Source organism: Klebsiella sp. S69, assembly GCF_016516145.1.
In the GTDB taxonomy this organism is placed as follows: domain Bacteria; phylum Pseudomonadota; class Gammaproteobacteria; order Enterobacterales; family Enterobacteriaceae; genus Klebsiella; species Klebsiella oxytoca.
In genome coordinates this window covers 68278-95267 of record NZ_JACVUU010000005.1, presented here as the reverse complement: position 1 = coordinate 95267, position 26990 = coordinate 68278, and the positions used below count along the sequence as shown (strand labels likewise).

Genomic DNA, 26990 nt, shown 5'->3' with positions numbered 1-26990 from the left:
ATGAAAACTGAACAATTAATACCTCTCTGCCAGCGCTATCACGCCTTGCTGCTTGATAGCAATGAACACACTATCGCTATCGCCGTGGTTGATTCCCCTTCCCCGGAGCTGCTGGAGGCGCTACGTTTTGCGACTCAGAAAAGGATTGATATCGAATGCTGGAGCCAGGATCGGATGGACAAGCGGCTGCAGGCACCGGGAATAGCAACGCTTGCCACGCCTGTCGAAGCTTCAGCCAGCATCGTTGAACAGGTCAATAATCTTCTGGAACAAGCTCTACGCCAGCGCGCATCGGATATTCATATCGAGCCAGGCGAACTGCAACTGAGAATTCGCCTGCGGGTAGATGGCGTACTACATTCTCTGACACCGCTGGCCCCGGAACTTGCCGCACCTATTACCGCCCGGCTTAAGGTGCTCGGCAATCTGGATATTGCCGAACATCGAACGCCGCAGGACGGCCAGTTCACCCTTACGCTCTCAGATCGTCCGATCTCGTTTCGGATCGCTACGCTTCCCTGCCGTGGAGGAGAAAAAATCGTTCTTCGCCTGTTACACCAGGTCGAGCAGACGCTGGACCTAGAAGCGCTGGGGCTCTCTTCGCAACAGCTTGCCGCCTTTCGCTCGGCGCTTAACCAACCTCAGGGACTGATACTGGTCACCGGTCCGACGGGAAGCGGAAAAACCGTCACTCTTTATAGCGCGCTGCAGGCGCGAAATCGTGATGAGGTCAACATCTGTAGCGTGGAAGATCCGCTGGAGATCCCCATCGTGGGAATGAATCAAACGCAGATTAACCCACGCGCGGGGCTCACCTTTCACAGCGTGCTGCGCGCCCTGCTACGTCAGGATCCCGATATCGTTATGGTGGGAGAGATACGCGATGCTGAAACCGCGGAAATTGCGATAAAAGCAGCGCAAACCGGGCATCTGGTACTCTCAACGTTGCACACCAATTCAACGTGTGAAACGCTGGTTCGCCTGCAGCAGATGGGCGTTGCGCGCTGGATGGTCTCATCCGCGCTCTCGCTGGTTGTCGCTCAACGCCTGGTACGGAAACTGTGCCCGCACTGCCGCCGTGAAACCGGCAGTTCGACCAACGTCCCGCATAGCCTGTGGCCGCGATCGCTTCCTCAGTGGCAGGCTCCGGGCTGCCAGCACTGCTATCACGGCTACTACGGTCGCCTGGCACTCTTCGAACTGCTGCCGGTTAATACCGCACTGCGGCAGGCGATTACCCAGGGCCTTAGCGCTGAGGAAATCGAAACGGTGGCGCGGGAATCCGGCATGATGACGCTGTTTGAGAGCGGCTGTCTGGCTGTAGAGCGTGGGATGACAAGTCTGGAAGAAGTGGTACGCGTTTTAGGGATCCCGCATGGCGACTAAACGACTCTGGCGCTGGCACGGTATCGATGGTCAGGGGATGCCCTGTCAGGGAACGCTCTGGCAGGATAATCGCCCTGAGGCATTGCAAAGCCTGGAGCGAGAGCGAATCATCCCGCTTACGCTGCGCAGCTGTAGTGTGCAAAAGTCCCTCTGGCATCCACGCTACAGCGGTGAGGTTATTCGCCAGCTGGCCGCCCTTCTCCAGGCCGGTCTTCCCCTTGCTGAGGGGCTTGGACTGCTGGCGCAGCAGCAGCCTAACGCGCAGTGGCAGGCATTGCTGCAAACCCTGGCTGAGGATCTGGCGCAAGGCATTTCGCTTTCAGGCTCCCTTGAAAAATGGCCCGAAGCTTTTCCTCCGCTTTATCTGGCGATGATCCGCACCGGAGAACTTACCGGTAAACTGGAGCTATGCTGCGCGCAGTTAGCTCATCAGCAGCGAGAACAGCTACTGCTTAGTGAAAAAGTCAAAAAGGCCCTGCGCTATCCACTGATTATTTTGTCCCTGGCGCTACTGGTGGTGATGGGAATGCTGTGCTTTGTTTTGCCAGAGTTTGCTGCCATTTATCAAACCTTCAATACCCCGCTACCGCTGCTGACCCGCGCGGTCATGGGCATTGGCGAAGGGTTAACTCACTATTGGCCATTGCTCGCTGCGCTGCTCGTTTTACCTGCGATACTCAACCGGCTGATTTGCCAGAGGCCCAACTGGCTGCTGTATCGTCAGAAACTTCTCCATAAGCTGCCGGTGTTTGGCAAACTGCTGTGCGGTCAGCGGCTTAGCCAGATATTTACCGTACTCGCATTGACGCAAAGCGCCGGTATCAGCTTTCTGCAGGGCCTGCAAAGCGTGGAAGAAACCCTGAGCTGTCCGCTATGGCGACAAAGGCTGCAGCAGGTTTCCCGGCAAATCACTCACGGCGCGCCCATCTGGCAGGCGCTCACTGACAGCGGAGGATTCACGCCGCTCTGTTTGCAACTGATACGTACCGGTGAAGCTTCGGGTTCGCTGGATACCATGCTGGAAAATCTGGCTCGCCATCACAGTGAGCAGACGCAACAGCAGGCGGATAACCTGGCCACCTTACTGGAACCGATGATGCTGGTCGTTACCGGAACGATTGTCGGCGTGCTGGTAGTCGCGATGTATTTACCCATTTTTCATCTGGGCGACGCCATTAGCGGGATGGGGGGATAGCGCTGGCGCAGTCGCGCCAGCGAGTTGCGTTACAGGCTGTTGAACACGCGGTTCTCTTGTTCCTGTACGCGAATAAAAGTCGTGCGTTTAGTCAATTCTTTCAAGCGTGAAGCACCAACGTAGGTACATGCGGAACGCAGGCCGCCAAGGATATCGCGCGCGGTATTTTCAACCGGGCCGCGCAGAGGCAGCTTAACGGTTTTGCCTTCAGCCGCACGATACTGCGCTACGCCGCCAACGTGACGGGTCATCGCCGACTCGGAGCTCATACCGTAGAACAGCATAAATTTTTCGCCGTTCTCTTCAACTACGGTACCGCCGCTTTCTTCGTGACCGGCCAGCATACCGCCAAGCATCACGAAATCCGCGCCGCCGCCGAATGCTTTAGCCACATCGCCCGGCATAGTACAACCGCCGTCGCTGATAATCTGCCCGCCCAGGCCGTGCGCCGCGTCGGCGCATTCAATTACGGCGGAAAGCTGCGGGTATCCGACGCCAGTTTTTACGCGAGTCGTACATACGGACCCCGGACCAATGCCAACCTTCACAATATCGGCGCCAGAAAGAACCAGCTCTTCACACATTTCACCGGTCACAACGTTACCCGCAATAATAGTTTTCTGCGGCCAGGCTTCGCGAGCTTTGGCCACAAACTGCACGAAGTGCTCGGAGTAACCATTCGCCACATCAATGCACACAAAGCTTAGCTGCGGGTTCTGCAGCAGTATCTGCTTCGTTTTTTCGAAATCCGCATCGGAAGTGCCGGTTGAGACCATGACATGCTGCAGGACATCCGCAGAAACGCCCTGAACAAACGCCTGCCACTGTTCAACGCTGTAATGCTTATGAACTGCAGTCAGAACGCCAAAAGAAGCCAGCGCTTTGGCCATAGCAAACGTGCCCACCGTATCCATGTTGGCGGCAATGATCGGCACACCAGACCAGGTCTGGCCAGAATGTTTGAAAGTGAATTCACGTTCCAGCTGTACGTCAGAACGGCTTTTGAGGGTAGAGCGTTTCGGGCGGATAAGAACGTCTTTAAAACCAAGCTTCAGATCTTCTTCAATACGCATGTGCGAATTCCTGGGGTTAATTGCATTATTGTGAGAGCACAACTCCAGTGACGTTATCATACGCACGAATCATGGCCGCGCAAGACTGCGATTTTCACTTTTTTTACGCTACAATCGTATAAATTTACCTGGTGAATAGACAAAAGCGAACCCGCGATATTTAATCGCCAGCGTATCATTTTTAACCACTTGATTTACATGTGTAAAAAGAATCAGAATGCGTGGTGACAGCAGATTATCGGTTCGATATTACGTCGATAAAACAGCTGCGGCGTAGCTGTCATGTCGTAAACAACGGCGCTGTTTGTTGAAAATATGCATGTAGTCAGTTTCAGGATCGAGGTGTATGACGTACACGGTGGCGTTAACAGGCGGCATTGGCAGTGGTAAAAGTACCGTAGCCGATGCGTTCGCACAGCTCGGCGTTAACGTTATTGATGCTGACATTATCGCGCGCCAGGTGGTGGAGCCCGGTACACCGGGGCTAAGCGCTATTGCTCAACGCTTTGGTGCGCAGATGCTCAACGAAGATGGTACCCTGAACCGTCGTGCTCTGCGCGAGCATATTTTTGCTCATGACGAGGATAAGCGCTGGCTAAACGCGCTGCTGCACCCGCAAATTCAGCAGGAAACGCGTCGGCAGATACAGCTTGCCACCTCGCCTTATATTCTCTGGGTTGTACCTCTACTGGTCGAAAATGGTTTGTCCGCCAAAGCCGACCGCGTACTGGTTGTCGATGTGCCAAAAGAGACGCAAATTGAGCGTACGATGCTTCGCGATCGGGTCAGTCGGCAACATGCGGAACATATTCTTGCCGCTCAGGCGACGCGCGAGCAGCGCCTTGCCGTAGCGGATGATGTAATTGAAAATATGGGTTCACCTGATGTCATAGCATCAGCTGTCGCCCGCCTGCATGCAAAGTATCAACGTCTGGCATCGCAGGCCGCCTCACAGGAAAAACCGTAATGCATACCCCTGTTCTTTTTGAACATCCGCTTAATGAAAAGATGCGCACCTGGCTACGCATTGAGTTTTTACTTCAGCAGTTATCCGTTCATCCGGCGATTACCACTCATGCGGATGCGCTGCATTTCTTCCGCAATATCGGCGATCTTTTAGATGTTTTAGAACGCGGTGAAGTCCGTACCGATCTGATGAAAGAGCTGGATCGCCAACAGAGGAAACTGCAATCCTGGGCAGAAGTACCGGGGGTCGATCAGGATCGCATCAATGAATTACGCCAGCAGCTAAAACAATCCGGCAGCACATTAATGTCCGCCCCGCGGATCGGCCAGTATCTGCGAGAAGACCGTCTGATCGCCCTGGTGCGCCAGCGCTTAAGCATCCCAGGTGGCTGCTGTAGCTTTGACCTCCCGACGCTGCATATCTGGCTGCATATGCCGCAGGCATACCGCGATGAGCAGGTCGGTAAGTGGCTGACCAGCCTTGAACCTTTAACGCAATCCTTGCTGCTTGTTCTCGATCTCATCCGCAACTCGGCACCTTTCCGTAAGCAGACCAGCCTGAACGGTTTTTATCAGGACAACGGCGAGGACGCCGACCTGCTGCGTCTGCGCCTGGATCTTGCCAGCCAGCTCTACCCGCAAATTTCAGGTCATAAGAGCCGTTTTGCCATCCGCTTTATGCCGCTGGACAGCGAGCAAGGTATTGTGCCGGAACGTTTTGATTTTGAACTGGCCTGCTGTTAAGGAGCGAAAATGTCAGAAGAGATAACCGTTAATTGCCCAACCTGCGGCAAAATTGTGATCTGGAATGAGCAGAGTCCACATCGTCCGTTCTGCTCCAAACGCTGTCAGCTCATTGATTTAGGCGAATGGGCGGCGGAAGAGAAACGCATCCCGAGCAGCAGCGATCTGTCAGATAGCGATGGCTGGAGTGAGGATAAAGAGTAAAACCGGGCTAGCCCAAAGATACCTTGCCGGATCGCGGTCTCGCCCGGTCCGGCTTACCTCCCGCCCGCTAGTTTTGCTATCACGGGTTCATTTGCCGGAGGAAAATCTTCGGCGACGAGCGCGCTTTGCGCTATCCAGCGCCCTGGCTGCCCCTCTTTCCCCCACGGCTCGCCATCCCAGCTTTCCACCAGCCAGAACCACAGCGTTATATGACGGTCGGGAAACTGATACTCCAGCTTATCGAACAGGCTGGAAGCTCTCACTGTAATACCCACTTCTTCCTGTAGTTCACGCACTAAGGCCTGCTCTGACGACTCGCCCTCTTCAATTTTCCCACCAGGAAATTCAAGCTTATTCGCCATATGCGCGTCGGCAGCTCGCTGGGTGATGAAAATTTCGCCTCGCGCATTGCGGATAATACCGACGGAAATCTGTAGTGTTTTCATTGTGCTTCTTCCATAAAAAAGGCGCAGATATCTGCGCCCTTGTATTCAACGTTGTTGAGCTTAGCTCAGACGACCGTGGCACTGCTTATATTTTTTACCAGAGCCGCACGGACAAGGATCGTTACGGCCCACTTTACGCTCGCCGGTTTGTTCAGCCAGCGCGGCCGCAGCTGCGCTCTCATCGTCCTGATGGCTCAGCTGTTGCATCTGCGCCAGACGCTCAGCGTCTTCACGACGCTGCTGCTCCATCGCTTCCACCTCTTCCGGCATCCGCACCTGAACTTTGCTCAGCGTGCTGATCACTTCGTATTTTAGTGATTCCAGCATTGCAGCAAACATAGAGAAGGATTCACGCTTATATTCCTGCTTCGGATCTTTCTGCGCATAGCCGCGCAGATGGATACCCTGACGCAGGTAGTCCATCGCCGCCAGGTGCTCTTTCCACAGTGAGTCCAGCGTTTGCAGCATGACGCCTTTTTCGAAGTGACGCATCATCTCAGCGCCAACCACTTCTTCCTTACGCTGATAGGTTTCAATGGCGCTCTGCAGAATGCGCTCGCGCAGCGTTTCTTCATGCAGCTCCGGTTCTTTATCCAGCCACTCTTTGAGCGGCAGATCGAGGTCGAAGTCATTTTTCAGACGTTCCTGCAGTCCTTCCACATCCCACATTTCTTCCAGCGACTGCGGAGGAATATGGGCATCGATAGTGGCTTTAAATACGTCTTCACGAATGCTGTTAATCGTTTCGCTCACGTCGGTCACGTCGAGCAGTTCATTACGCTGGGTGTAAATAGCGCGACGCTGATCGTTGGCCACGTCATCATATTCCAGCAGCTGCTTACGGATATCGAAGTTGCGGCTCTCGACTTTACGCTGGGCATTGGCAATCGCCTTGGTCACCCAAGGATGCTCGATAGCCTCACCCGGCTTCATACCCAGTTTACGCATCATGCCGGACACGCGGTCAGACGCGAAGATGCGCATCAGTGCATCTTCCATCGACAGATAGAAACGGGAAGAACCCGCATCCCCCTGACGACCTGAACGACCGCGCAGCTGGTTATCGATACGGCGAGATTCATGGCGCTCGGTCCCGATGATATGCAGGCCGCCGGCGGCCAACACCGCATCGTGGCGAACCTGCCAGTCGGCTTTGATCTGAGCAATCTGTTCCGGCGTCGGGTCTTCCAGCTGGGCGACTTCCGCCTGCCAGCTGCCGCCGAGCATGATATCAGTACCACGGCCCGCCATGTTGGTCGCAATGGTCACTGCTGATGGGTAGCCCGCCTGAGCAACAATGTCCGCTTCGCTGGCGTGGAATTTCGCATTCAGCACGTTGTGCTTGATGCCCGCTTTCGTCAATTCTTTGGAGACCACTTCTGATTTTTCGATTGAAATGGTACCCACCAGCACCGGCTGACCCGCAGCGGTACGCTCTTTAATATCTTCGATAATGGCCTGAATTTTTTCCGCTTCGGTCATATAAACCAGGTCCGCCATATCTTTACGAATCATCGGGCGGTTGGTCGGAACCACAACGGTATCCAGCTTGTAGATCGAGCTAAATTCAAACGCTTCGGTATCGGCGGTACCGGTCATCCCTGCCAGCTTCTCGTACAGGCGGAAATAGTTCTGGAAGGTAATTGAAGCCAGCGTCTGGTTCTCGTTTTGAATCTCAACGCCTTCTTTCGCTTCAACCGCCTGGTGCAGGCCATCAGACCAGCGACGTCCCTGCATTGTACGGCCGGTATGCTCGTCGACGATGATAACTTCGCCATCTTTAACGATATAGTCAACATCACGGGTAAACAGCACGTGCGCGCGCAGCGCGGCGGTCACGTGGTGCATCAGCATGATATTGGTCGGAGAGTACAGCGACTCGCCTTCATCCATAATGCCTTCATTGACCAGCAGCTCTTCAATCAGCACCAGGCCGCGTTCGGTCAGGTTGACCTGGCGCGCTTTCTCATCAACGGAGAAATGCCCTTCGCCGGTAAAGGTCTCGGAGTCTTCTTTTTCCTGGCGGATCAGATGCGGGATGATTTTGTTCACTTTCTTATACATTTCCGAACTGTCTTCAGCCGGGCCGGAAATGATAAGCGGAGTACGTGCTTCATCGATGAGGATGGAGTCGACTTCATCCACCAGCGCATAGTGCAGTTTGCGCTGTACGCGTTCTTCAGGGCTGAACGCCATGTTGTCGCGCAGATAGTCAAAGCCATATTCGTTGTTGGTGCCGTAAGTAATATCGGCGGCGTAGGCTTCGCGCTTGGCTGGCGCAGGCAGGCCAGACATGTTAATCCCAACGCTCATACCGAGGAACTCAAACAGCGGACGGTTGTTCTCCGCATCACGCTGCGCCAGATAGTCGTTGACGGTGACCACGTGAACACCTTTGCCGGTCAGCGCATTAAGATATGCTGGTAAGGTGGCGGTCAGGGTTTTACCTTCACCAGTGCGCATTTCCGCAATGCAGCGCTCGTTGAGGACCATGCCGCCCAGCAGCTGAACGTCAAAGTGACGCATGCCGAAGACGCGCTTACTGGCCTCACGTACAACGGCAAAGGCTTCCGGGATCAGGCTCTCAAGGCTTTCACCTTTTTCCAGACGCGCGCGGAACTCAGCGGTTTTCGCTTTCAGTTCGTCATCGGAAAGTTTTTCCATGGCCGGTTCCATGGCGTTGATAACGTTGACGGCTTTGCGCATACGACGCAGCGTACGGTCGTTACGGCTACCGAATACTTTAGTTAATAATTTGATTAGCATAATAAAATCTCAAACGCCCCGCTGTGCGGAGTCACAAAAAAATGGAATGGTCCGTATTTGTTTCAGCTGAGACGTTGAGGCCCGGCGCGTATGCCCGTAACCTGGCTTATCCAGGTACAGACGCGAAACGCACATTGGGAGAAGGTGGGATTGTATGCCACCAGGTGAACGATGACCGGAGGTTTACTCTCCTGCGTCAACAGCGCGCTAAGCGTATCGAGGAGCGCGAGATGCTGCGCCTGGAGCGGTGCAGACTCCTCAGCTACCGGCAGCGCCTGCGGCGCCATCGCAAAAGAGAGATGGCGGATGACCGTACGAATGGCATGCTGATGCCAGTAATCAACGGTAAAATTTGGCCGACGACTGGAAGACTCCAGTAGCGCGAGCTGAGAAAAATTGACTTTAGCAGGGTTGTGGTTGCTGGAAGTTGTTTTTGCCGGCGACGCGGTCTCATGCTCATGGCCGTTGCTAAGCGCAGGCAGGCCAAGGCTAGCCGCGACCATCCCCAACAGGAGATGCGGCCAGAAATACCTTCTGCCAAACTGTCGCCAGCGCGTCAGCAATCCACTCACTTAACTTACCTTTTGTTGGTAACAACCCTGAGAAATATTTTGCGTCCAAATACTAACATTAATACGCCATCACGGCAGCAGGAATGAGGGCTCGGGCGGGGTAAAAACGTCTAAAAAAGGAACGAACGCGCAGTAAAGACGGGTAAAACTGGAAGCTGGGTGCAGCGGAAACGCAAAAAGAAAACGACTGGTTCCCTGGCCGGAGAGAGTACCAGGTTACCAGTCGAATTTACTACAGGATCCGGCTTATGCCAGAACCAGTGTCGGCGCGCGGAACGCCAGCGGCATCTCTGCGTCGTCCTCGAAGGTCACATACTCCCAGGCTTCCTGTTTTGCCAGAACAGCCTGCAGCAGTTTGTTATTCAACGCATGACCGGACTTGTACGCCGTAAATGCACCGATAATATTGTGACCGCACATAAACAGGTCGCCAATCGCATCCAGCATTTTATGACGGACAAATTCGTCTTCAAAGCGCAAACCGTCTTCGTTCAGTACGCGATAATCGTCAACAACGATGGCACAATCGAAGCTGCCGCCCAGGCACAGGCCGCGGGACTGCAGATATTCGATATCGCGCATGAAACCAAAGGTACGCGCACGGCTAATCTGGCGCATAAACGCATCGGCCGAGAAGTTCATTGCGTAGCGCTGGCTGCTGGAGTCAATCGCCGGATGGTTAAAATCAATGGTGAAGTCCAGTGAAAAACCATTATACGGTTTGAATTCAGCCCATTTATCGCCATCTTCGACGCGAACGGTCTCTTTGATACGCACAAATTTCTTAGCGCAGTTCAGTTCATCGATGCCGGCATCCAGCAACAGATAAACGAACGGAGCCGCACTACCGTCCATAATCGGGACTTCCGGGGCATCGACTTCAATAATAATGTTGTCGATACCTAAGCCAGCCAGGGCAGCATTAAGGTGCTCAACCGTCGATATCCGCACGTCATGCTCGTTGACCAGGCAAGTACAGAGCATGGTATCACGCACAGATTTGGCATCAGCCGGAAAATCAACCGGTGGATTCAAGTCGGTGCGACGATAGATGACCCCGGTATTTGCCGGCGCAGGGCGTAACGTCAGGGTGACTTTCTTGCCGGTATGCAAACCGACGCCAGTCGCCTGAACGATACGTTTAAGAGTCCTTTGTTTGATCATCGTATAATCTCGCCAAGTTACCTATCCAACCGAAGTGTACTATACATTCGGCAGGCCAGTTTAGCACAAAGAGCGCAGATGCCCAACTTCCAGCCAATTCTTAATCGGCTTGCTTACGCAGGAAGGCTGGAATATCCAGATAATCCGGCTCTTTTGCGGTTTGCGGCGTATTGTCGTTTACCACTTTCGAAACCGGTTTCTGCTCTTGATTCAGTGGGGACATGCCGTGCTGCTGGTAACGATCCATCACCGGCTGCTGAACCTGCTTGTTGGTGACCAGGGTAATTTCCGGACGTTTGTCCATACCGATACCGGTGGCAACCACGGTTACGCGCAGTTCGTCGTTCATATCCGGGTCCAGAGAGGTACCGATAACCACGGTCGCGTTATCCGAAGCAAATGCACGGATCGTGTTACCCACGGTTTCGAACTCATCGAGACGCAGATCGAAGCCAGCGGTGATGTTAACCAGGACGCCGCGGGCGCCGGACAGATCGATATCTTCCAGCAGCGGGGAAGAGATAGCCATTTCAGCCGCTTCTTCCGCACGGTCTTCACCGCTCGCTACGCCGGAGCCCATCATCGCATAGCCCATTTCAGACATCACGGTACGTACGTCCGCAAAGTCGACGTTCATCAGGCCTGGGCGCGTAATCAGTTCAGCGATACCCTGCACCGCGCCTTTCAGCACGTCGTTAGCCGCACCGAAGGCGTCAAGCAGCGAAATACCGCGACCCAGAACTTTCAGCAGCTTATCGTTCGGGATGGTGATCAGAGAATCCACGTGCTTGGACAGCTCGGTGATACCCTGCTCGGCGAATGCCATACGCTTCTTGCCTTCAAAATTGAACGGCTTAGTCACGACGGCAACGGTCAGGATGCCTAAATCTTTGGCGACTTCAGCAACCACGGGCGCAGCACCGGTTCCGGTCCCGCCGCCCATACCTGCTGCGATAAACACCATGTCGGCGCCATCAAGAGCGGCACGCAGCGCTTCACGGTCTTCATCCGCTGCGTTACGACCCACTTCCGGGTTTGCGCCTGCGCCCAGCCCCTTGGTAATACCGCTGCCGATCTGGATAGTCTGGCCAACAGCCGTTTTGCGCAGTGCCTGCGCGTCGGTGTTCACCGCGAAAAATTCAACACCCTCAATGCGCTCGCGCACCATGTGCTCAACGGCGTTACCGCCGCCGCCACCGACGCCGATGACTTTAATCACCGCGTCGTTGGTCAGTTCCATAGGTTCAAACATAATTTCTCTCTCCGTTGTGCCTGTCGCCTGAGAACGCTAATTTTCTGCGTTCTCTTAAAAAATTAAAACTCTTTTCGCAACCAACTGTTGAGTCGTTTGATCCACGACCCGACCGTTACGCGTTTTTCCACTTCTGCTTCACCACTGAGATGAGATTCCTTCCCGTAGTGCAGCAGCCCAACCGCCGTCGAGTAATACGGTTCCTGGGCATAATCCGTTAATCCGGTAATGTTCAGCGGCGCGCCAATTCGCACCTGCGTGTGAAACACGCGCTGCGCACAGGCGGCAAGCCCTTCAATTTGCGCCGCACCGCCGGTTAATACAATCCCTGCCGCCAGATGATGCTTGACGCCCTGCTGACGAAGCTGTTCCTGCAGTTGCAGAATCTCTTCATTCACGAGGTTGAGCAATTCGGTATAACGCGGCTCAATAACCTCTGCCAGAGTCTGACGCTGCAGACTGCGGGGTGGACGCCCACCCACGCTCGGCACTTCGACGTTTTCATCTTTACCAACGATGGAGCCCAGCGCGCAGCCGTGGCGCACTTTAATGGCTTCGGCATCGCTCGGCGGCGTACCGAAAGCGTAAGCAATATCGCTGGTCACAACGTTCCCCGCATAAGGGATCACTTTGGTATGACGCAGCGCGCCGCCGGTATACACCGCGATATCCATTGTACCACCGCCGATATCCACCACGCAGACACCCAGTTCACGTTCATCTTCCGTTAAAACGGAATAGCTGGCGGCTAAACCGGCGAAGATGAGCTGGTCGACTTTCAGACCGCAGCGCTCCACCGCTTTGACAATATTTTTCGCCATATCGTTATGGCAGGTAATCAAATGCACTTTTGCCTGCATACGTACGCCAGACAGGCCGACGGGGTTTTTTATCCCCTCCTGGTAGTCAATAGCGTACTCTTGCGGAATAACGTGCAGAACGCGGTGTTCATCGCGCACGCGAACCGATTTGGCGGTATGCACCACGTTCTCGACGTCATCCTGAGTGACTTCTTCTTCAGAAATCGGCACCATACCAATTTCATTTTGACAGCTGATATGCTTGCCTGAAAGCGCCAGATAGACTGACGAGATCTGGCAATCCGCCATCAGTTCGGCCTGGTCAATGGCGCGCTGTACGCATTTCACCACGGATTCCAGGTCGTTCACTCCGCCTTTATCCATACCACGCGATGGGCAACTGCCCACGCCAATGATATTAATCATACCGTCGGGCAGAACTTCCCCTACTAAAGCGGCAACCTTAGCGGTGCCAATCTCCAGTCCAACTACCAGTTTTCTGTCCGTCGCCTTGATCATTGTTGTTCTGCCTGTGCCTGATTCTGTTGTTGATTAGTTTCCTCTGCGGGAACCGGTACCCAACCGACTGCCGCTCCCGAGTCATAACGCAAATCAACGTAGCTTATCCGTTTGCCGTCGGTCTGCGCCTGCTGCTGAAGAACCGGGTAGAGTTCCATAAAGCGCTGAAGCCGTTTCATGGTGTCGCCTCGGCCAAGATTGAGCTTAATATCGTTATTAAGCGTCAATTGCCAGGAGCGACGCGCGGTCATTGCCGCCACTTTCAACGTGAATTTATCCTTTGCCAGCACCTGCCCCATGTCACGGTACCCCTGAAGAACTTCGTTCTCACTACCTTCCGGGCCGTATAACATCGGTAAATTCTGTTTACTGGTGCGATCTGACGGCACGCTGAAAGAATTGCCTTCGACGTCTACCATATGCTGATCATTCCAGCGCGCAATCGGCACATATTCAACCAGATGAATCTTCAATTCGTCCGGCCATTGCTTTCTGACGCTCGCCTGCTTAATCCACGGCAGGCGTTCAATCTGGCTTTGAATAATATTGACGTCCTGAGTCATAAAGGTGCCCGGCGACCCCAATGCCAGTATCGCCTGACGGATATCATCGTTGCGCGTGTAGTGACGCTCTCCGGTGACGACCATCTTCGACAGCGGTAACCGCTGTGCATCTTCCATCCAGCCCAGAACCATCCAGCCGCTGACCAGCACAGTACAGAGCACCGCCAGCAGGAAGAAAATACCTGCCAGACGAGAGCCATTACTTCGACGCGAAGAAGATTCTTCTTCCTCTTCGTGGTTCCGCGTATTCAGCGCAGCCTGCGACATATCACCCCGCCAGGTCCAGAATTCGTACAACAAGCTGCGAGAAGCTCATCCCTGCCTGACGCGCCGCCATCGGCACCAGGCTGTGGCTGGTCATGCCAGGAGAGGTGTTAGCTTCCAGCAGATAAAACTGGCCATCGCTGTCCAGCATCACGTCAATTCTTCCCCATCCCTTGCAACCAAGGCTATCCCAAGCTTTTTGCACCAGAGCCTGGATTTCTGACTCACGCGCGGGATCTTCGAAGCCTGGGCAGAAATATTGCGTCTCATCAGAGAGATACTTTGCTTCATAATCATAGAAGGTTCCAGCCGCCTGGATACGTATTGACGGCAAAATTTCTTCTCCAACCATAGCGACGGTAAATTCCGGGCCACTGAGCCATTTTTCAATCAGAACTTCATCATCATGCTGAAAAGCCAGCGCCAATGCATTTTGTAATGCGCAACTTTCGCTGACTTTTGACATACCGACGCTGGAGCCTTCCCGGCTCGGCTTAACAATCAGCGGCAGTCCGAGGGTCAGGAGTTGCTGTTCAACGTCAGCAGAAAGCCCTGCCTCGAACTGTTTACGGGTTAGCGCAACCCACGGCGCAACCGGCAGTCCGGCGCCCTGCCACAGTAATTTGCTGCGCAGCTTATCCATTGAGATCGCTGAAGCCATCACCCCGCTGCCGGTGTAGGGAAGCTGAATCAGCTCCAGCAGCCCCTGCAACGTACCATCTTCACCGCCGCGACCATGCAAGGCAATAAACGCTTTCTTAAAGCCCATATTTTTCAATTGGGTAATATCAACGTCGCGCGGGTCGACCGGGTGCGCATCAACGCCGGCTTCACGCAGGCCGGCGAGCACCGCAGAACCTGAATTGAGAGAGACTTCACGTTCAGCGGAGGTTCCGCCAAAGAGGACCGCGATTTTATCAGCCATGGCGCTCCTCCTGCGTTTTTTGCGGTTGCAATTTGATTTCCGCCAGGTGACGGGCGATTTTACCGATATTTCCCGCCCCCTGCACCAGCACCAGATCGTTGCCGGTCAATACTGATGCCAGCATCTCTGCCGCTTGCGCCGGATCGGAAACCAGAATCGGGTCGACTTTTCCGCGGCCGCGAATCGTACGGCACAGCGAGCGGCTATCAGCGCCAGGAATGGCGGCTTCGCCAGCAGAATAAACGTCCAGCATCAGCAGAGCGTCAACCTGGGTCAGTACGTTGGCAAAATCGTCGTACAGGTCGCGCGTACGGGTAAAACGGTGCGGCTGAAACAACATCACCAGATTTTTATCCGGCCAGCCCGCTCGCGCCGCTTTGATAGTGGCATCCACTTCCGTAGGATGGTGGCCATAATCATCGATCAGCATCGCGGTTCCCGTTTTACCATTAACCTCAGCTAACGGATATTCGCCGAGGAAATCAAAACGACGCCCGGTACCCTGGAAGCTTTCCAGCGCGCGCAGGATCGCTTCATCATCAATGCCCTCTTCCGTCGCAACGGCCACCGCTGCCGCTGCGTTAAGCGCGTTGTGGCGACCCGGTGCGTTCAGCGTCACCTGAATGACGTCTTTATCCTGACGGACCAGGCGGAAATGCCCCTGAGCGCCGACCTGACGATACTCTTCCACGCGAACGTCAGCATCATCGCTAAAACCGTAGGTGGTGAGCTGGCGACCAACGCGCGGCAGCAGCTCGCGAATCACCGGATCGTCCACGCACATCACCGCGCGTCCATAGAACGGCAGGTTATGCAGGAAGTTGATAAACGTCTGCTTCAGGTTTTCGAAGTCGCCGTGGTAGGTATCCATATGATCGGCTTCGATATTGGTCACGATAGCAACCATCGGCTGTAAATGCAGGAACGAGGCGTCGCTTTCATCCGCTTCGGCAATCAGGTAACGGCTGTGTCCAAGGCGCGCATGCACGCCAGCGGCTTTCACCAGACCACCGTTCACGAAGGTCGGATCAAGTCCAGCCTCTGCATAAATACTTGAGACCATCGCCGTAGTTGTGGTTTTGCCGTGCGTGCCGGCAATGGCAATGCCGTGGCGAAAACGCATCAGTTCCGCCAGCATTTCAGCGCGACGAATAACTGGAATACGCGCTTCGTGAGCGGCGACGATTTCCGGGTTATCCGCAGAAATCGCGCTGGAAACCACGACAACGCTCGCATCGCTCACGTTTTCAGGGCGATGATTGAAATAAATCGTGGCGCCAAGCTGAGTCAACTGTTGGGTCACCGGATTCGGCGCCAGGTCGGAGCCGCTAATCTGATAACCTTCATTGGCCAGAACTTCGGCAATACCGCCCATGCCGGCACCGCCAATGCCAACAAAGTGAATGTGCCGGACGCGACGCATCTCGGGCACTATGGAACGCAGTTTTGCCAGATCTTGTGTATTCATTCTTTACGCCATCAACTTCTTTATTCGGACGGTGATCATCACCGCGATTAGCGCGCCAGTGCTGCGGCGCTCACTTCTTCCGCTACCCGTTCGGTAGCATCCGGAATCGAGGCTCTACGCGCTCGCTCCGCCATATCCAGCAGCGTTTCGCGATCCCAGCCCGCCAGGGTTTGCGCGACGGCATCCACGGTAAACTGCGGCTGCTCGAGGATCTTCGCTGCTCCTGCCTTCTCTAACGGCAGGGCATTCCAGTACTGCTGACGATCTTTGTGCTGGAAAGGCACAAACAGCGCCGGTAAACCCGCGGCGGCAATTTCGCTCACCGTCAGCGCCCCGGAACGACACACGACAACATCGGCCCAGGCGTAAGCCGCCGCCATGTCGTCAATAAATTCGGTCACTTTGTGCTGCGGCTGCCCGGCATCGGAATAGGCCCGCTGTACGGTTCCCTGCCCACCTTTACCGCTCTGGTGCCAGATGGTGACAGTAGAGCCCAGCTTCGCCGCCACCTGCGGCATCGTCTGATTGAGCACGCGAGCGCCCTGCGAACCGCCGACGACCAATACGCGAATTGGCCCCTGACGCCCGACTAAGCGCTGTTCCGGCAGCGGGAGCGCCAGCACATCGGTGCGAACCGGGTTGCCCACGACATCGGCATGCGGGAAAGCGCCGGGGAATGCCTGCATCACTTTTTTGGCAATTTTCGCCAGCCACTTATTCGTCAGACCGGCAATTCCGTTCTGTTCATGCAGGACCACCGGGATCCCCAGCGACCATGCCGCCAGTCCGCCGGGGCCGGACACATAGCCGCCCATTCCCAGCACCACGTCCGGTTGAAAACGCTGCATAATCGCCCGCGCCTGGCGCCAGGCGTTGAATATCCTAACCGGCGCCAGCAGCTGCGCCTTCAGGCCTTTGCCGCGCAGGCCGGAAATCTGAATGAAGTCAATTTCAATGCCGTTCTTCGGCACTAAATCCGCTTCCATACGATCCGCGGTACCCAGCCAGCGAACCTGCCAGCCCTGGTCCATTAAATGGTGCGCAACCGCCAGCCCCGGGAACACGTGTCCTCCGGTACCGCCCGCCATCACCATTAACCGCTTTTCCTGACCGCTCATCGAACACCCCGTGTAAACGCCTGGGCTTTTTCCAGACGCGTTTCATAATCAATTCGTAACAGCAACATGATGGCCGTCGACATAATCAGCAGGCTCGAGCCACCGTAGCTGATCAGCGGCAGCGTCAGGCCTTTAGTTGGCAGCATTCCCGCTGCCGCGCCGACGTTAACCAGCGCCTGAAAGCTGAACCAGATCCCAATGGCGCAGGCCAGAAAACCGGAGAAACGGTGGTCAATCTCCAGCGCTTTGCGGCCAATGGACATGGCGCGAAAAGCGACGAAGAATACCATTAAAAGTGCGAGTACCACACCGATATAACCGAGTTCTTCACCGATAATGGCGAAGATGAAATCGGTGTGCGCCTCGGGCAAATATTCGAGCTTCTGGACCGAGTTACCCAGGCCCTGCCCCCACATTTCGCCGCGGCCAAAGGCCATCAGCGACTGGGTGAGCTGGTAGCCGCTGCCGAATGGATCTTCCCACGGGTTCCAGAAAGAGGTCACGCGGCGAATACGGTACGGTTCAGCCAGAATCAGCAGTACGACTGCCGAAAGCCCCATCCCGATAATCGCGATAAACTGCCACAGCTTGGCCCCCGCAAGGAACAGCATGGCCAGAGTCGTGACAAACAGCACCACAACGGTACCGAGGTCAGGCTGCGCCAGCAGTAAAATCGCCAGCACGAAAATCACGCCCATCGGCTTTAAGAAGCCGCGCAGGTTGTTACGCACTTCGTCGCCTTTACGCACAAGGTAGTTGGCGATATAGCAGAACAGCGACAGCTTGGTGAACTCCGCAGGCTGGATACGCAGCGGCCCCAGCGCAATCCAGCGCGAGGCCCCGTTAACCGAGCTGCCGACCACCAGAACAATCAGCAGCATGACGATAGAAGCAATCAGCATTGCAGTACTGTGGCGCTGCCAGAACTCCATTGGCAGGCGCAGCGTCACCATCGCCAGCCCTAGCGCCAGCAGAATGTATAAGCCATCGCGCTTGGCAAACAGAAACGGATCGTTCGCCAGACGCTGGCCTACCGGCATCGACGCCGAGGTCACCATGATGAAGCCGATTGCGGCCAGGCCAAAAGTCAGCCACAGCAGCATCCGGTCATACATCACCAGGCTATCGGTATCTTTTTGCCGTGAGCCCATCACCCAGCCTTTCAGCGCGGCGAACAGCCATGCGAAAATAAACATTCCCGGCAGACGCGGCAGTCTTAGCCGTGGCATTTTCAGGCGCGGGAGTGATAAACGCATCAACCTAACTCCTTCGCGAGGCGAGCAAAGATGTCGCCGCGTTGTTCAAAGTTTTTAAACTGATCGAGGCTGGCGCACGCGGGAGACAGCAGCACCATATCGCCCGGGACAACCTGCGGCGCAATCTGGCGCATCGCCTGCTCCATCGTTTCCGTTTGCACAGCGACATCCGGGCGCAGCGCCGCCAGCTGCGCGCCGTCGCGTCCGAAGCAGTACAGGCGAATGTTGTCGCCGGTCAGGTAACGGCTTAACGGCGTGAAATCAGCGGATTTCCCGTCTCCGCCCAGCAGCAGATAGAGCGTTCCATCAAGATGCAGTCCATTGAGCGCCGCTTCGGTACTGCCGACGTTGGTGGCTTTAGAATCGTTGATCCAGCGCACGCCGTTGTGCTCCAGCACCAGTTGGAAACGATGCGCCAGCCCGGTGAATGTGGTTAGCGCTTTCAGGCTGCTGGCGCGCGGCAAACCCGCGGCGTCAGCCAGGGCCAGGGCCGCAAGAGCGTTACTGTAGTTGTGCTGGCCGCTAATCTTCATCTCTTTGACGTTAAGCACTTTTTCGCCTTTGACGCGCAGCCAGGTTTCGCCCTGCTGGCGGTTCAGGTGATAGTCGCCAACGTCAACGCCGAAGCTGATGCAGCGCTCGTCCGCGCCGCGTACCGGCATGGTTAACGCATCGTCGGCATTGACGATACAGGCCCGCGCATTCTCGTAAATTCGCAGTTTGGCGGCGCGGTACTGCTGAAGCCCCAGCGGATAGCGGTCCATATGATCTTCGGTGACGTTCAGGATCGTCGCCGCTACCGCCCGCAGGCTGGAGGTAGTTTCCAGCTGGAAGCTTGAAAGCTCCAGAACATAGAGTTCGCGTTCAGGATCCAGCAGCATCAGCGCCGGCAGGCCAATATTACCCCCAACGCCAACGTTCATACCCGCTGCTTTCGCCATTTCTCCCACGAGGGAAGTCACGGTGCTTTTACCGTTAGAGCCGGTGATCGCAACGACAGGCGCCTGCGCCTCGCGGCAAAACAGTTCGATATCGCCGACAATTTCCACCCCAGCATCCGCCGCGGCGCTCAGGGAAGGATGCGCCAGAGCGATACCCGGACTGGCGACAATCAGGTCTGCCGTCAACAGCCAGTCTTCATTAAGACCGCCAACATAGCGCTCAACAGCTTCCGGCAGTTTATCCAGCCCCGCCGGCGCAACGCGGGTATCCATCACCCGCGGCGTCACGCCGCGAGCCATGAAAAAGTCCACGCATGACAGGCCGGTCATACCCAGCCCAATAATGACGACTTTTTTACCCTGATAATCTGCCATGATTAACGTACCTTCAGCGTCGCCAGGCCAATCAGCACCAGCATCAGCGAAATAATCCAGAAACGCACGATAACGCGCGGTTCCGGCCAGCCTTTCAGTTCATAGTGATGGTGAATCGGCGCCATGCGGAAAATGCGCTGACCGCGCAGCTTGAAGGAGCCGACCTGCAGAATCACCGAGAGCGTTTCCACCACAAATACGCCACCCATAATCACCAGCAGGAATTCCTGGCGCAGCAGCACGGCGATAATACCCAGCGCGCCGCCGAGTGCCAGCGAACCCACATCGCCCATAAAGACCTGTGCCGGATAGGTGTTAAACCACAGGAAGCCCAGACCCGCGCCAACAATCGCCGTACAGACGATTACCAGTTCACCGGCGTGACGCAAATAAGGGATATGCAGGTAGTTGGCGAAGTTCATGTTACCGGTCGCCCAGGCCACCAGCGCGAAGCCGGCGGCAACGAATACGGTTGGCATAATCGCCAGCCCATCGAGACCGTCGGTCAGGTTGACCGCATTACCGGTCCCAACGATAACAAAATAGGCCAGCAGGACGTAGAACAGGCCCAGCTGCGGCATCACGTCTTTAAAGAACGGCACTACCAGCTGAGTCGCCGGCGTATCTTTACCCGCCATATACAGCGCAAAGGCAACGCCCAGCGCAATCACCGACATCCAGAAGTACTTCCAGCGAGCAATCAGGCCTTTAGTATCTTTACGCACAACTTTGCGATAGTCATCGACAAAGCCGATGATGCCGTAGCCGACGAGAACCGTCAGTACGCACCAGACGTAGGGGTTGGATGGGTAAGCCCACAGCAGAACGGAGACAACAATGGCGGTCAGGATCATGATCCCGCCCATGGTTGGCGTACCGCGCTTACTAAAGTGAGATTCCGGGCCATCGTTACGTACAACCTGGCCAAAGGAGAGTTTTTGCAGACGGGCGATCATGCGCGGGCCCATCCACAGCGAGATGAACAGCGCGGTCAGCAGGCTGACAATGGCGCGAAACGTCAGGTAGGAAAAGACGTTAAAGCCTGAATAATATTTGACCAAATGTTCGGCCAGCCATACTAACATGTTCCGTTCTCCTGTAATGCGCGTACTACCACTTCCATGGCGGCACTACGTGAACCTTTCACTAAAATGGTCATAATTTTATGTTCTGCGGTAAGCTCGCGCAGGCGAGTCACCAGCGCGGCCTTCTCGCTAAAATGTTCGCCAACTCCGCTGGCGCCGCTGATTTCTGCGCTCAGCGTACCGACGCTCAGTACGCGATCGAGCCCGGCCGCTTTTGCCGCTTCGCCCACCTGACGATGGCACGCCTGGCTTTCCGCGCCGAGTTCAGCCATATCGCCGACGACCAGTACCCGATAGCCCGGCATCTCAGACAGCACCTGTACCGCGGCGGTTAGCGAGCCAACGTTGGCGTTATAGGAATCATCCAGCAGGAGCTGGCTGTCGGTCAGTTGGATCGGGAATAAACGCCCTGGTACTGCTTGCAGATCTTTCAGACCCGCTTTGATCGCCTCATGCGTCGCACCAACCGCCATTGACAGCGCCGCTGCGGCCAGCGCATTAGCGATGTTATGGCGCCCCGGGAGCGGTAGCAGGACATCAACGCTGCCCGATGGGGTTTGCAGGGTAAATTCAGTCCCATGCGACGTCACGTGAACGTTGGTTGCCGTGAAATCGCTGTTGGCGGCATTCGGCGAAAAACGCCAGGTTTTACGCTCGCCAATTACGCTTTGCCAGTTCAGCCAGTCATTATTGTCGGCGTTCATAATCGCGATGCCGTTGAGCGGCAGGCCGGTGTAAATTTCGCCTTTAGCTTTCGCCACGCCTTCCAGAGAGCCAAAACCTTCCAGGTGGGCAGCGGCCAGGTTATTCACTAACGCGGCTTCGGGGCGGGTCAGGCTAACGGTCCAGGCAATTTCGCCCTGATGATTAGCGCCTAACTCGATGACCGCGTAGTCATGTTCCTGGGTGAGGCGCAGCAGCGTCATCGGCACGCCGATATCATTGTTCAGGTTACCTGCGGTATAGAGCGTATTCCCGCACTGGCTCAGAATCGCCGCGGTCATCTCTTTGACCGAGGTTTTTCCGGAAGATCCGGTCAGCGCGACTACGCGCGCCGGAACCTGCTGACGCACCCATGCGGCCAGTTCGCCGAACGCGAGGCGCGTATCCTTCACCACTACCTGCGGTAAATCGCAGGCCAGCTGACGACTGACCAGCAGCGCGCCCGCACCGGCAGCTTTCGCCTGTTCGGCAAAATCGTGAGCATCAAAACGCTCGCCTTTTAGCGCCACGAACAGGCAGCCCGCCGTGACTTTACGGGTATCGGAGGTGACGTCATCAATCGCCACATCGCGGCCGTGCAGCTCGCCGCGCGTGATGTCGGCGAGCTGGCTGAGAGTCAAGCGAATCATGCTACCGTCCCCAGCAAACGCGCCACGGTGACGCGGTCAGAATAATCGAGCCGGCGATTGCCGACGATTTGATAGTCCTCGTGGCCTTTGCCCGCCACCAGAACGACGTCGTTTTCTTTCGCCTGCATCACTGCATTCGTCACCGCTTCCGCACGCCCCTCCACCGCTCTGGCATGGCCCGCGTCCAGCATGCCGGCCAGAATATCGTTAATAATCGCCCGCGGCTCTTCAGTGCGCGGGTTGTCGTCGGTGACAACCACAATATCGGCAAACTCTTCGGCGATAGCGCCCATTAGCGGACGCTTGCCTTTGTCGCGATCCCCGCCGCAGCCGAATACGCACCACAGCTTACCGCTGCAGTGCAAACGCGCCGCCTGCAGCGCCTTTTCCAGCGCATCGGGCGTGTGGGCATAATCAACGACCACGGTCGGTTTACCCGGCGCGGCGAACACTTCCATACGCCCGCATACCGGCTGCAGGCGCGCGGCGGTTTTCAGCAGATCGGCAAGCTGATAACCCAGCGCCAGCAGGGTGGCTAACGCCAGCAGCAGATTGCTGACATTAAAGGCGCCCATCAAGCGGCTTTCTATCTCGCCGTTACCCCAGCTGGAAGCAAACTGAACGGTTGCGCCGCTGTCGTGATAGTTCACTGCAGTGGCTTTGAGCCAGCGGCCACGGCAGTTCGGGTTAATGTGATCTTCCATCGATACGGCAACCGCATCCGGCAGTTTCGCCAGCCAGCGGCGACCGACTTCATCGTCCGCATTAACAATCGCCTGACCGCAATGGTGAGTTGAGTAGAGCAGCCATTTTGCCGCTTCGTAATGCTCCATATCACCGTGGTAATCAAGGTGATCGCGGCTCAGGTTGGCGAAGACCGACGCGGCAAACTGCAGCGCGGCGACGCGGTGCTGCACCAGGCCGTGAGAGGAAACTTCCATCGCGGCGAACGTCGCACCCTGCCCTGCCAGGCCAGAAAGGACGTGCTGAACGTCAACAGCCGAACCGGTGGTGTTTTCCGTTGGGATAACTTTCCCCAGCAGGCCATTGCCTACGGTTCCCATTACCGCACTGGTTTCGCCAAGCAGCTGCGCCCATTGCGCCAGCAGTTGCGTCGTGGTGGTCTTACCGTTAGTTCCGGTGACGCCCACCAGGCGCAGTTGTTCTGAAGGCTGATGGTAAAAACGCCCGGCCAGCGCGGATAAGCGCTCGTTGAGTTGGCTGAGATAGATAACCGGCACCCCGTGCATTTCACGGATCTCGCCGTCATGGGCCTCATCTTTGGCCTCAGCAATAATGGCAGCAACACCTTGCGCTATCGCCTGCGGGATATAACGACGCCCGTCCGCCTGATGACCTAAAACCGCGACAAAAAGATCGCCAGAAGCAGCCACCCGGCTGTCCAGCGTCATTTCTCGCAGAATTCGCTCCGGCGCATTTGGCACCCACGGAGCGAGAAGGTCGCGCAAATTACGATCTGCCACCTGTTCCCTCGCCTTGATTAATCACTAATTCACTTTTTTCAGCCGTTGCCAGCGCATCCGGTTCAATGTTCATGGTACGCAGCACGCCGCCCATGATGGCACCGAAGACCGGCGCTGAAACGGCGCCGCCGTAGTATTTGCCCGCCTGCGGATCGTTGATCACCACCACCAGCGCAAAGCGCGGATGGCTGGCGGGCGCAACGCCTGCGGTGTAAGCAATATATTTGTTGATGTAGCGGCCATCCGGCCCTACTTTTTTCGCCGTACCGGTTTTAATGGCGATGCGATAGCCTTTGATCGCCGCCTTCACGCCGCCGCCGCCGGGCAACGCCACGCTTTCCATCATGTGAACAACGGTACGAACGAGTGATTCCGGGAAGACGCGCTCGCCCGGAACCGGTGGATCAACTTTGGTAATCGACAGCGGGCGATAGATGCCGTAGCTGCCGATCGTTGCGTAGACTCGCGCTAACTGTAACGGCGTTACCATTAGCCCATAGCCGAAAGAAAAGGTGGCCCTCTCTATGTCAGACCACCGTTGTTTTTGAGGGTATAAGCCACTGCGTTCTCCGACCAACCCCAAATTGGTCGCTTTTCCAAGCCCAAAACGTGAGTAAGTATCTACTAACGCTGAGGACGGCATCGCTAACGCCAGCTTAGAAACACCGACGTTACTCGACTTCTGTAGCACCCCGGTCAGGGTCAATTCGCTGTAGCGCGCCACGTCTTTGATTTCGTGGCCGTTAATTCGGTAAGGAATGGTATTCAGCACGGTATTTTCGTTAACAATGCCGCGCTGAAGGGCCGTCATCACCACCATCGGCTTCACCGTTGAACCCGGCTCAAACACGTCGGTAATGGCGCGGTTACGCATGGTATCTTTAGAGGTGCCGGCGAAATTATTCGGGTTGTACGAAGGGCTGTTAGCCATTGCCAGCACTTCGCCGGTGTTGACGTCGACCAGAACCGCTGTGCCTGACTCCGCCTTGTTGAACGCCACTGCATTGTTCAGTTCGCGATAAACCAGCGCCTGGAGGCGTTCATCGATGCTCAGCGCCAGGTTATGCGCGGCCTGGCTATCGGTGGACGAAATATCTTCTATTACCCGGCCATAGCGGTCTTTACGTACGATACGCTCGCCGGGCTGGCCGGTGAGCCACTTATCGAAGCTCTTCTCAACGCCCTCAATCCCCTGGCTATCAACGTTAGTGAAGCCAATGAGGTGAGCGGTTACTTCGCCCGACGGATAGTAGCGGCGGGACTCTTCCCGCAGGTGAATCCCCGGCAGCTTCAATTTACGGATGTAGTCGGCCATATCAGGGTTCACCTGACGCGCCAGGTAGATGAAACGCATCCGTGGGTTGGTATTGATGCGCGATGCCAGCTGATCCAGCGGCATATTCAGCGCATCGGCCAGCGCCTTCCAGCGGTTGTCCAGGGTGACGCCGCCCGCTTCATGCAGCTCTTTCGGGTCAGCCCAGATCGCTTTTACCGGTACGCTCACCGCCAGCGGACGGCCGGAACGATCGGTTATCATTCCGCGCGCGGTAGAAACCTCCTGCACGCGCAGAGAACGCATATCGCCCTGGCGTACCAGCATGTCCGGGCTAATCACCTGTAGCCAGGCCACGCGGCCCAGCAGGAAGCCCAGCGCCAGCAGAATACAGCCACACAGCAACGCAAAACGCCAACTGATAAAGTTGGCCTGTTCTTCCTGACGTTTTGCTTTTGGCGTTTTCGGCGCTGCTTTCATGCGTCGCAATAATCCTTATTTCTGTACAACGATATTTTCTTGTGATGGATCGACGTGCTGCATCTGCAGCTTCTCGGTCGCGATCCGCTCAACCCGACTGTGATCGCCGAGAGCATTTTCTTCGAGGATCAGGTTGCGCCATTCAATATCCAGCGCGTCGCGTTCCAGAACCAGTTGTTCGCGCTGCGCCGTTAAGAGGCGAGTATGGTGCGCCGTTGTCACCACCGTAATCGCCGTAATAATGATGCAAATGAACAGGCAGAGTGGCAGCTTCCCGAACCGCAGAAGGTCGTCTCCGATCACGCCAGGCAAAGCATGGCGCTCGTTGCTTCCTATCGACCCTTTAACCTTGCTTAGGGCTTCTGTCACTCTGCCGATCATGCGTTCGTCCTCTCTGCAATACGCAGAACTGAACTACGGGCACGAGGATTTTCAGCTACCTCTTTTTCACCCGGCATCAACTTGCCTAATGCTCTTAGCTCACGGCCGCCCAGTTTTTTAAGCTGCTCTTCGGTCATCGGTAACCCAGCCGGAACCTGCGGACCGCGGCTTTGCTCACGCATAAAACGCTTCACAATACGGTCTTCCAGCGAGTGGAAACTAATAATTGAGAGCCGCCCGCCCGGGGCAAGCACGCTGAGCGAGCTTTTTAGCGCCTGCTCTATCTCCTCCAGTTCACTATTTACCCAAATGCGCACCGCCTGGAAGGTACGGGTCGCGGGATGTTTGAATTTGTCTTTCACCGGCGTTGCCGCCGCAACGACCTCCGCCAGCTCTTTGGTGCGCGTCATCGGTTCGATGCGGTTACGTTCGACGATGGCGCGGGCAATACGTTTACCAAAACGCTCTTCACCAAAAGTTTTGATGACCCAGGCGATATCGGCTTCGTCGGCGGTTTGTAGCCATTCAGCGGCAGATTGGCCGCGCGTCGGATCCATACGCATATCCAGCGGGCCATCACGCATAAAAGAAAAGCCGCGTTCAGCGTCATCCAGCTGCGGCGAGGAGACGCCAAGATCGAGCAAAATACCGTCGATCTTGCCGGTCAGGTTGCGCTCGCCTACATAGTCGGCCAGCTGAGAAAATGGACCATGAACGATGGAAAAGCGGGGATCATCGATAGTTTTCGCGACGGCGATAGCCTGTGGGTCACGATCTATCGCCAGCAGGCGTCCCTCCGCTCCCAGTTGGGAGAGGATCAGACGCGAGTGACCGCCGCGGCCGAAGGTACCGTCAATGTAGATACCGTCAGGACGAATATTCAGGCCGTTAACGGCTTCATCCAGAAGTACCGTAGTGTGTTTATAATTTTCCATCAT

24 protein-coding genes are annotated in these 26990 nt (G+C 55.8%); 5 read left to right on the top strand and 19 right to left on the bottom strand.

The genetic code is table 11. The features are described 5' to 3' along the window. Together gspE and hofC are read left to right on the top strand one after the other, a co-directional pair. A complete protein-coding gene (gene gspE / locus IAE27_RS06825; RefSeq protein WP_070555833.1) occupies positions 1-1386 on the top strand; it encodes a type II secretion system protein GspE in 1386 nt (461 codons plus the stop codon). After that, positions 1376-2581 (top strand): protein transport protein HofC, encoded by a 1206-nt coding sequence (hofC, locus tag IAE27_RS06820; protein ID WP_070555832.1) that lies wholly within the window; start codon positions 1376-1378, stop codon positions 2579-2581. The genes gspE and hofC overlap by 11 nt, the downstream gene beginning before the upstream one ends. Positions 2582-2610: 29 nt before the next feature. Here the strand turns inward: hofC and IAE27_RS06815 are convergent, their stop codons facing one another. After that, the gene (locus IAE27_RS06815) at positions 2611-3654 is read right to left on the bottom strand and encodes a GMP reductase (protein ID WP_004108101.1); all 1044 of its coding nucleotides are present in this window, start codon (positions 3652-3654) and stop codon (positions 2611-2613) included. 346 nt (positions 3655-4000) lie between these two features. Between IAE27_RS06815 and coaE the strand changes: the two genes are divergently transcribed. Genes coaE through yacG form a run of 3 tightly spaced genes read left to right on the top strand, consistent with a single transcriptional unit; the run spans position 4001 to position 5568 of the window. Then, on the top strand, positions 4001-4621 hold the full coding sequence (gene coaE, locus IAE27_RS06810; RefSeq protein WP_024273729.1) for a dephospho-CoA kinase: 621 nt from the start codon (positions 4001-4003) through the stop codon (positions 4619-4621). Next, entirely contained in the window at positions 4621-5364 is a 744-nt protein-coding gene (gene zapD / locus IAE27_RS06805; RefSeq protein WP_070555830.1) for a cell division protein ZapD, read from the top strand. The genes coaE and zapD overlap by 1 nt, the downstream gene beginning before the upstream one ends. Before the next feature lie 9 nt (positions 5365-5373). Further along, positions 5374-5568 (top strand): DNA gyrase inhibitor YacG, encoded by a 195-nt coding sequence (gene yacG / locus IAE27_RS06800; RefSeq protein WP_004108106.1) that lies wholly within the window; start codon positions 5374-5376, stop codon positions 5566-5568. Positions 5569-5621: 53 nt separating this feature from the next. Here yacG and mutT read toward each other — a convergent pair whose 3' ends face one another. The 18 genes from mutT to rsmH all read right to left on the bottom strand — a co-directional run bounded on the left by mutT (position 5622) and on the right by rsmH (position 26990). Further along, positions 5622-6014, bottom strand: a complete 393-nt coding sequence (gene mutT / locus IAE27_RS06795; RefSeq protein ID WP_004108107.1) for an 8-oxo-dGTP diphosphatase MutT — start codon at positions 6012-6014, stop codon at positions 5622-5624. Between the two features lie 60 nt (positions 6015-6074). Further along, the gene (secA, locus tag IAE27_RS06790) at positions 6075-8780 is read right to left on the bottom strand and encodes a preprotein translocase subunit SecA (RefSeq protein ID WP_004108109.1); all 2706 of its coding nucleotides are present in this window, start codon (positions 8778-8780) and stop codon (positions 6075-6077) included. Between the two features lie 62 nt (positions 8781-8842). Further along, positions 8843-9352: a secA translation cis-regulator SecM gene (secM, locus tag IAE27_RS06785; RefSeq protein ID WP_070555829.1), complete on the bottom strand. Its 510-nt coding sequence runs from the start codon at positions 9350-9352 to the stop codon at positions 8843-8845. 246 nt (positions 9353-9598) lie between these two features. Then, the gene (lpxC, locus tag IAE27_RS06780) at positions 9599-10516 is read right to left on the bottom strand and encodes a UDP-3-O-acyl-N-acetylglucosamine deacetylase (protein ID WP_004098599.1); all 918 of its coding nucleotides are present in this window, start codon (positions 10514-10516) and stop codon (positions 9599-9601) included. 100 nt (positions 10517-10616) lie between these two features. Then, positions 10617-11768, bottom strand: coding sequence for a cell division protein FtsZ (gene ftsZ / locus IAE27_RS06775; RefSeq protein ID WP_004108111.1), 1152 nt, complete (start codon positions 11766-11768; stop codon positions 10617-10619). 62 nt (positions 11769-11830) lie between these two features. Next, positions 11831-13087 (bottom strand): cell division protein FtsA, encoded by a 1257-nt coding sequence (ftsA, locus tag IAE27_RS06770; protein WP_004098594.1) that lies wholly within the window; start codon positions 13085-13087, stop codon positions 11831-11833. Next, positions 13084-13917: a cell division protein FtsQ gene (gene ftsQ / locus IAE27_RS06765; RefSeq protein ID WP_004108112.1), complete on the bottom strand. Its 834-nt coding sequence runs from the start codon at positions 13915-13917 to the stop codon at positions 13084-13086. The genes ftsA and ftsQ overlap by 4 nt, the downstream gene beginning before the upstream one ends. A 1-nt stretch (position 13918) precedes the next feature. After that, complete coding sequence (locus IAE27_RS06760) at positions 13919-14839, bottom strand: D-alanine--D-alanine ligase (protein WP_070555827.1); 921 nt, start codon at positions 14837-14839, stop codon at positions 13919-13921. After that, positions 14832-16307, bottom strand: a complete 1476-nt coding sequence (murC, locus tag IAE27_RS06755; protein ID WP_200092172.1) for a UDP-N-acetylmuramate--L-alanine ligase — start codon at positions 16305-16307, stop codon at positions 14832-14834. Before murC ends, IAE27_RS06760 begins: the two co-directional genes overlap by 8 nt. Before the next feature lie 47 nt (positions 16308-16354). Beyond that, a complete protein-coding gene (gene murG, locus IAE27_RS06750) occupies positions 16355-17425 on the bottom strand; it encodes an undecaprenyldiphospho-muramoylpentapeptide beta-N-acetylglucosaminyltransferase (RefSeq protein WP_016807523.1) in 1071 nt (356 codons plus the stop codon). Continuing rightward, positions 17422-18681 carry a cell division protein FtsW gene (gene ftsW, locus IAE27_RS06745; RefSeq protein ID WP_004098587.1) on the bottom strand — a complete coding sequence of 420 codons (1260 nt, stop codon included), beginning with the start codon at positions 18679-18681 and terminating at the stop codon, positions 17422-17424. The genes murG and ftsW overlap by 4 nt, the downstream gene beginning before the upstream one ends. Then, the gene (gene murD / locus IAE27_RS06740) at positions 18681-19997 is read right to left on the bottom strand and encodes a UDP-N-acetylmuramoyl-L-alanine--D-glutamate ligase (RefSeq protein ID WP_004108118.1); all 1317 of its coding nucleotides are present in this window, start codon (positions 19995-19997) and stop codon (positions 18681-18683) included. Before murD ends, ftsW begins: the two co-directional genes overlap by 1 nt. A gap of 2 nt (positions 19998-19999) precedes the next feature. Beyond that, entirely contained in the window at positions 20000-21082 is a 1083-nt protein-coding gene (gene mraY, locus IAE27_RS06735; protein ID WP_004098585.1) for a phospho-N-acetylmuramoyl-pentapeptide-transferase, read from the bottom strand. Next, positions 21076-22434: a UDP-N-acetylmuramoyl-tripeptide--D-alanyl-D-alanine ligase gene (gene murF, locus IAE27_RS06730; protein ID WP_016807521.1), complete on the bottom strand. Its 1359-nt coding sequence runs from the start codon at positions 22432-22434 to the stop codon at positions 21076-21078. Before murF ends, mraY begins: the two co-directional genes overlap by 7 nt. Next, positions 22431-23918: a UDP-N-acetylmuramoyl-L-alanyl-D-glutamate--2,6-diaminopimelate ligase gene (murE, locus tag IAE27_RS06725; protein WP_200092170.1), complete on the bottom strand. Its 1488-nt coding sequence runs from the start codon at positions 23916-23918 to the stop codon at positions 22431-22433. The genes murF and murE overlap by 4 nt, the downstream gene beginning before the upstream one ends. Then, the gene (locus IAE27_RS06720; protein ID WP_004098582.1) at positions 23905-25671 is read right to left on the bottom strand and encodes a peptidoglycan glycosyltransferase FtsI; all 1767 of its coding nucleotides are present in this window, start codon (positions 25669-25671) and stop codon (positions 23905-23907) included. Before IAE27_RS06720 ends, murE begins: the two co-directional genes overlap by 14 nt. Before the next feature lie 15 nt (positions 25672-25686). Beyond that, entirely contained in the window at positions 25687-26052 is a 366-nt protein-coding gene (ftsL, locus tag IAE27_RS06715; RefSeq protein WP_002888550.1) for a cell division protein FtsL, read from the bottom strand. Next, positions 26049-26990, bottom strand: coding sequence for a 16S rRNA (cytosine(1402)-N(4))-methyltransferase RsmH (gene rsmH / locus IAE27_RS06710; RefSeq protein WP_004108121.1), 942 nt, complete (start codon positions 26988-26990; stop codon positions 26049-26051). The genes ftsL and rsmH overlap by 4 nt, the downstream gene beginning before the upstream one ends.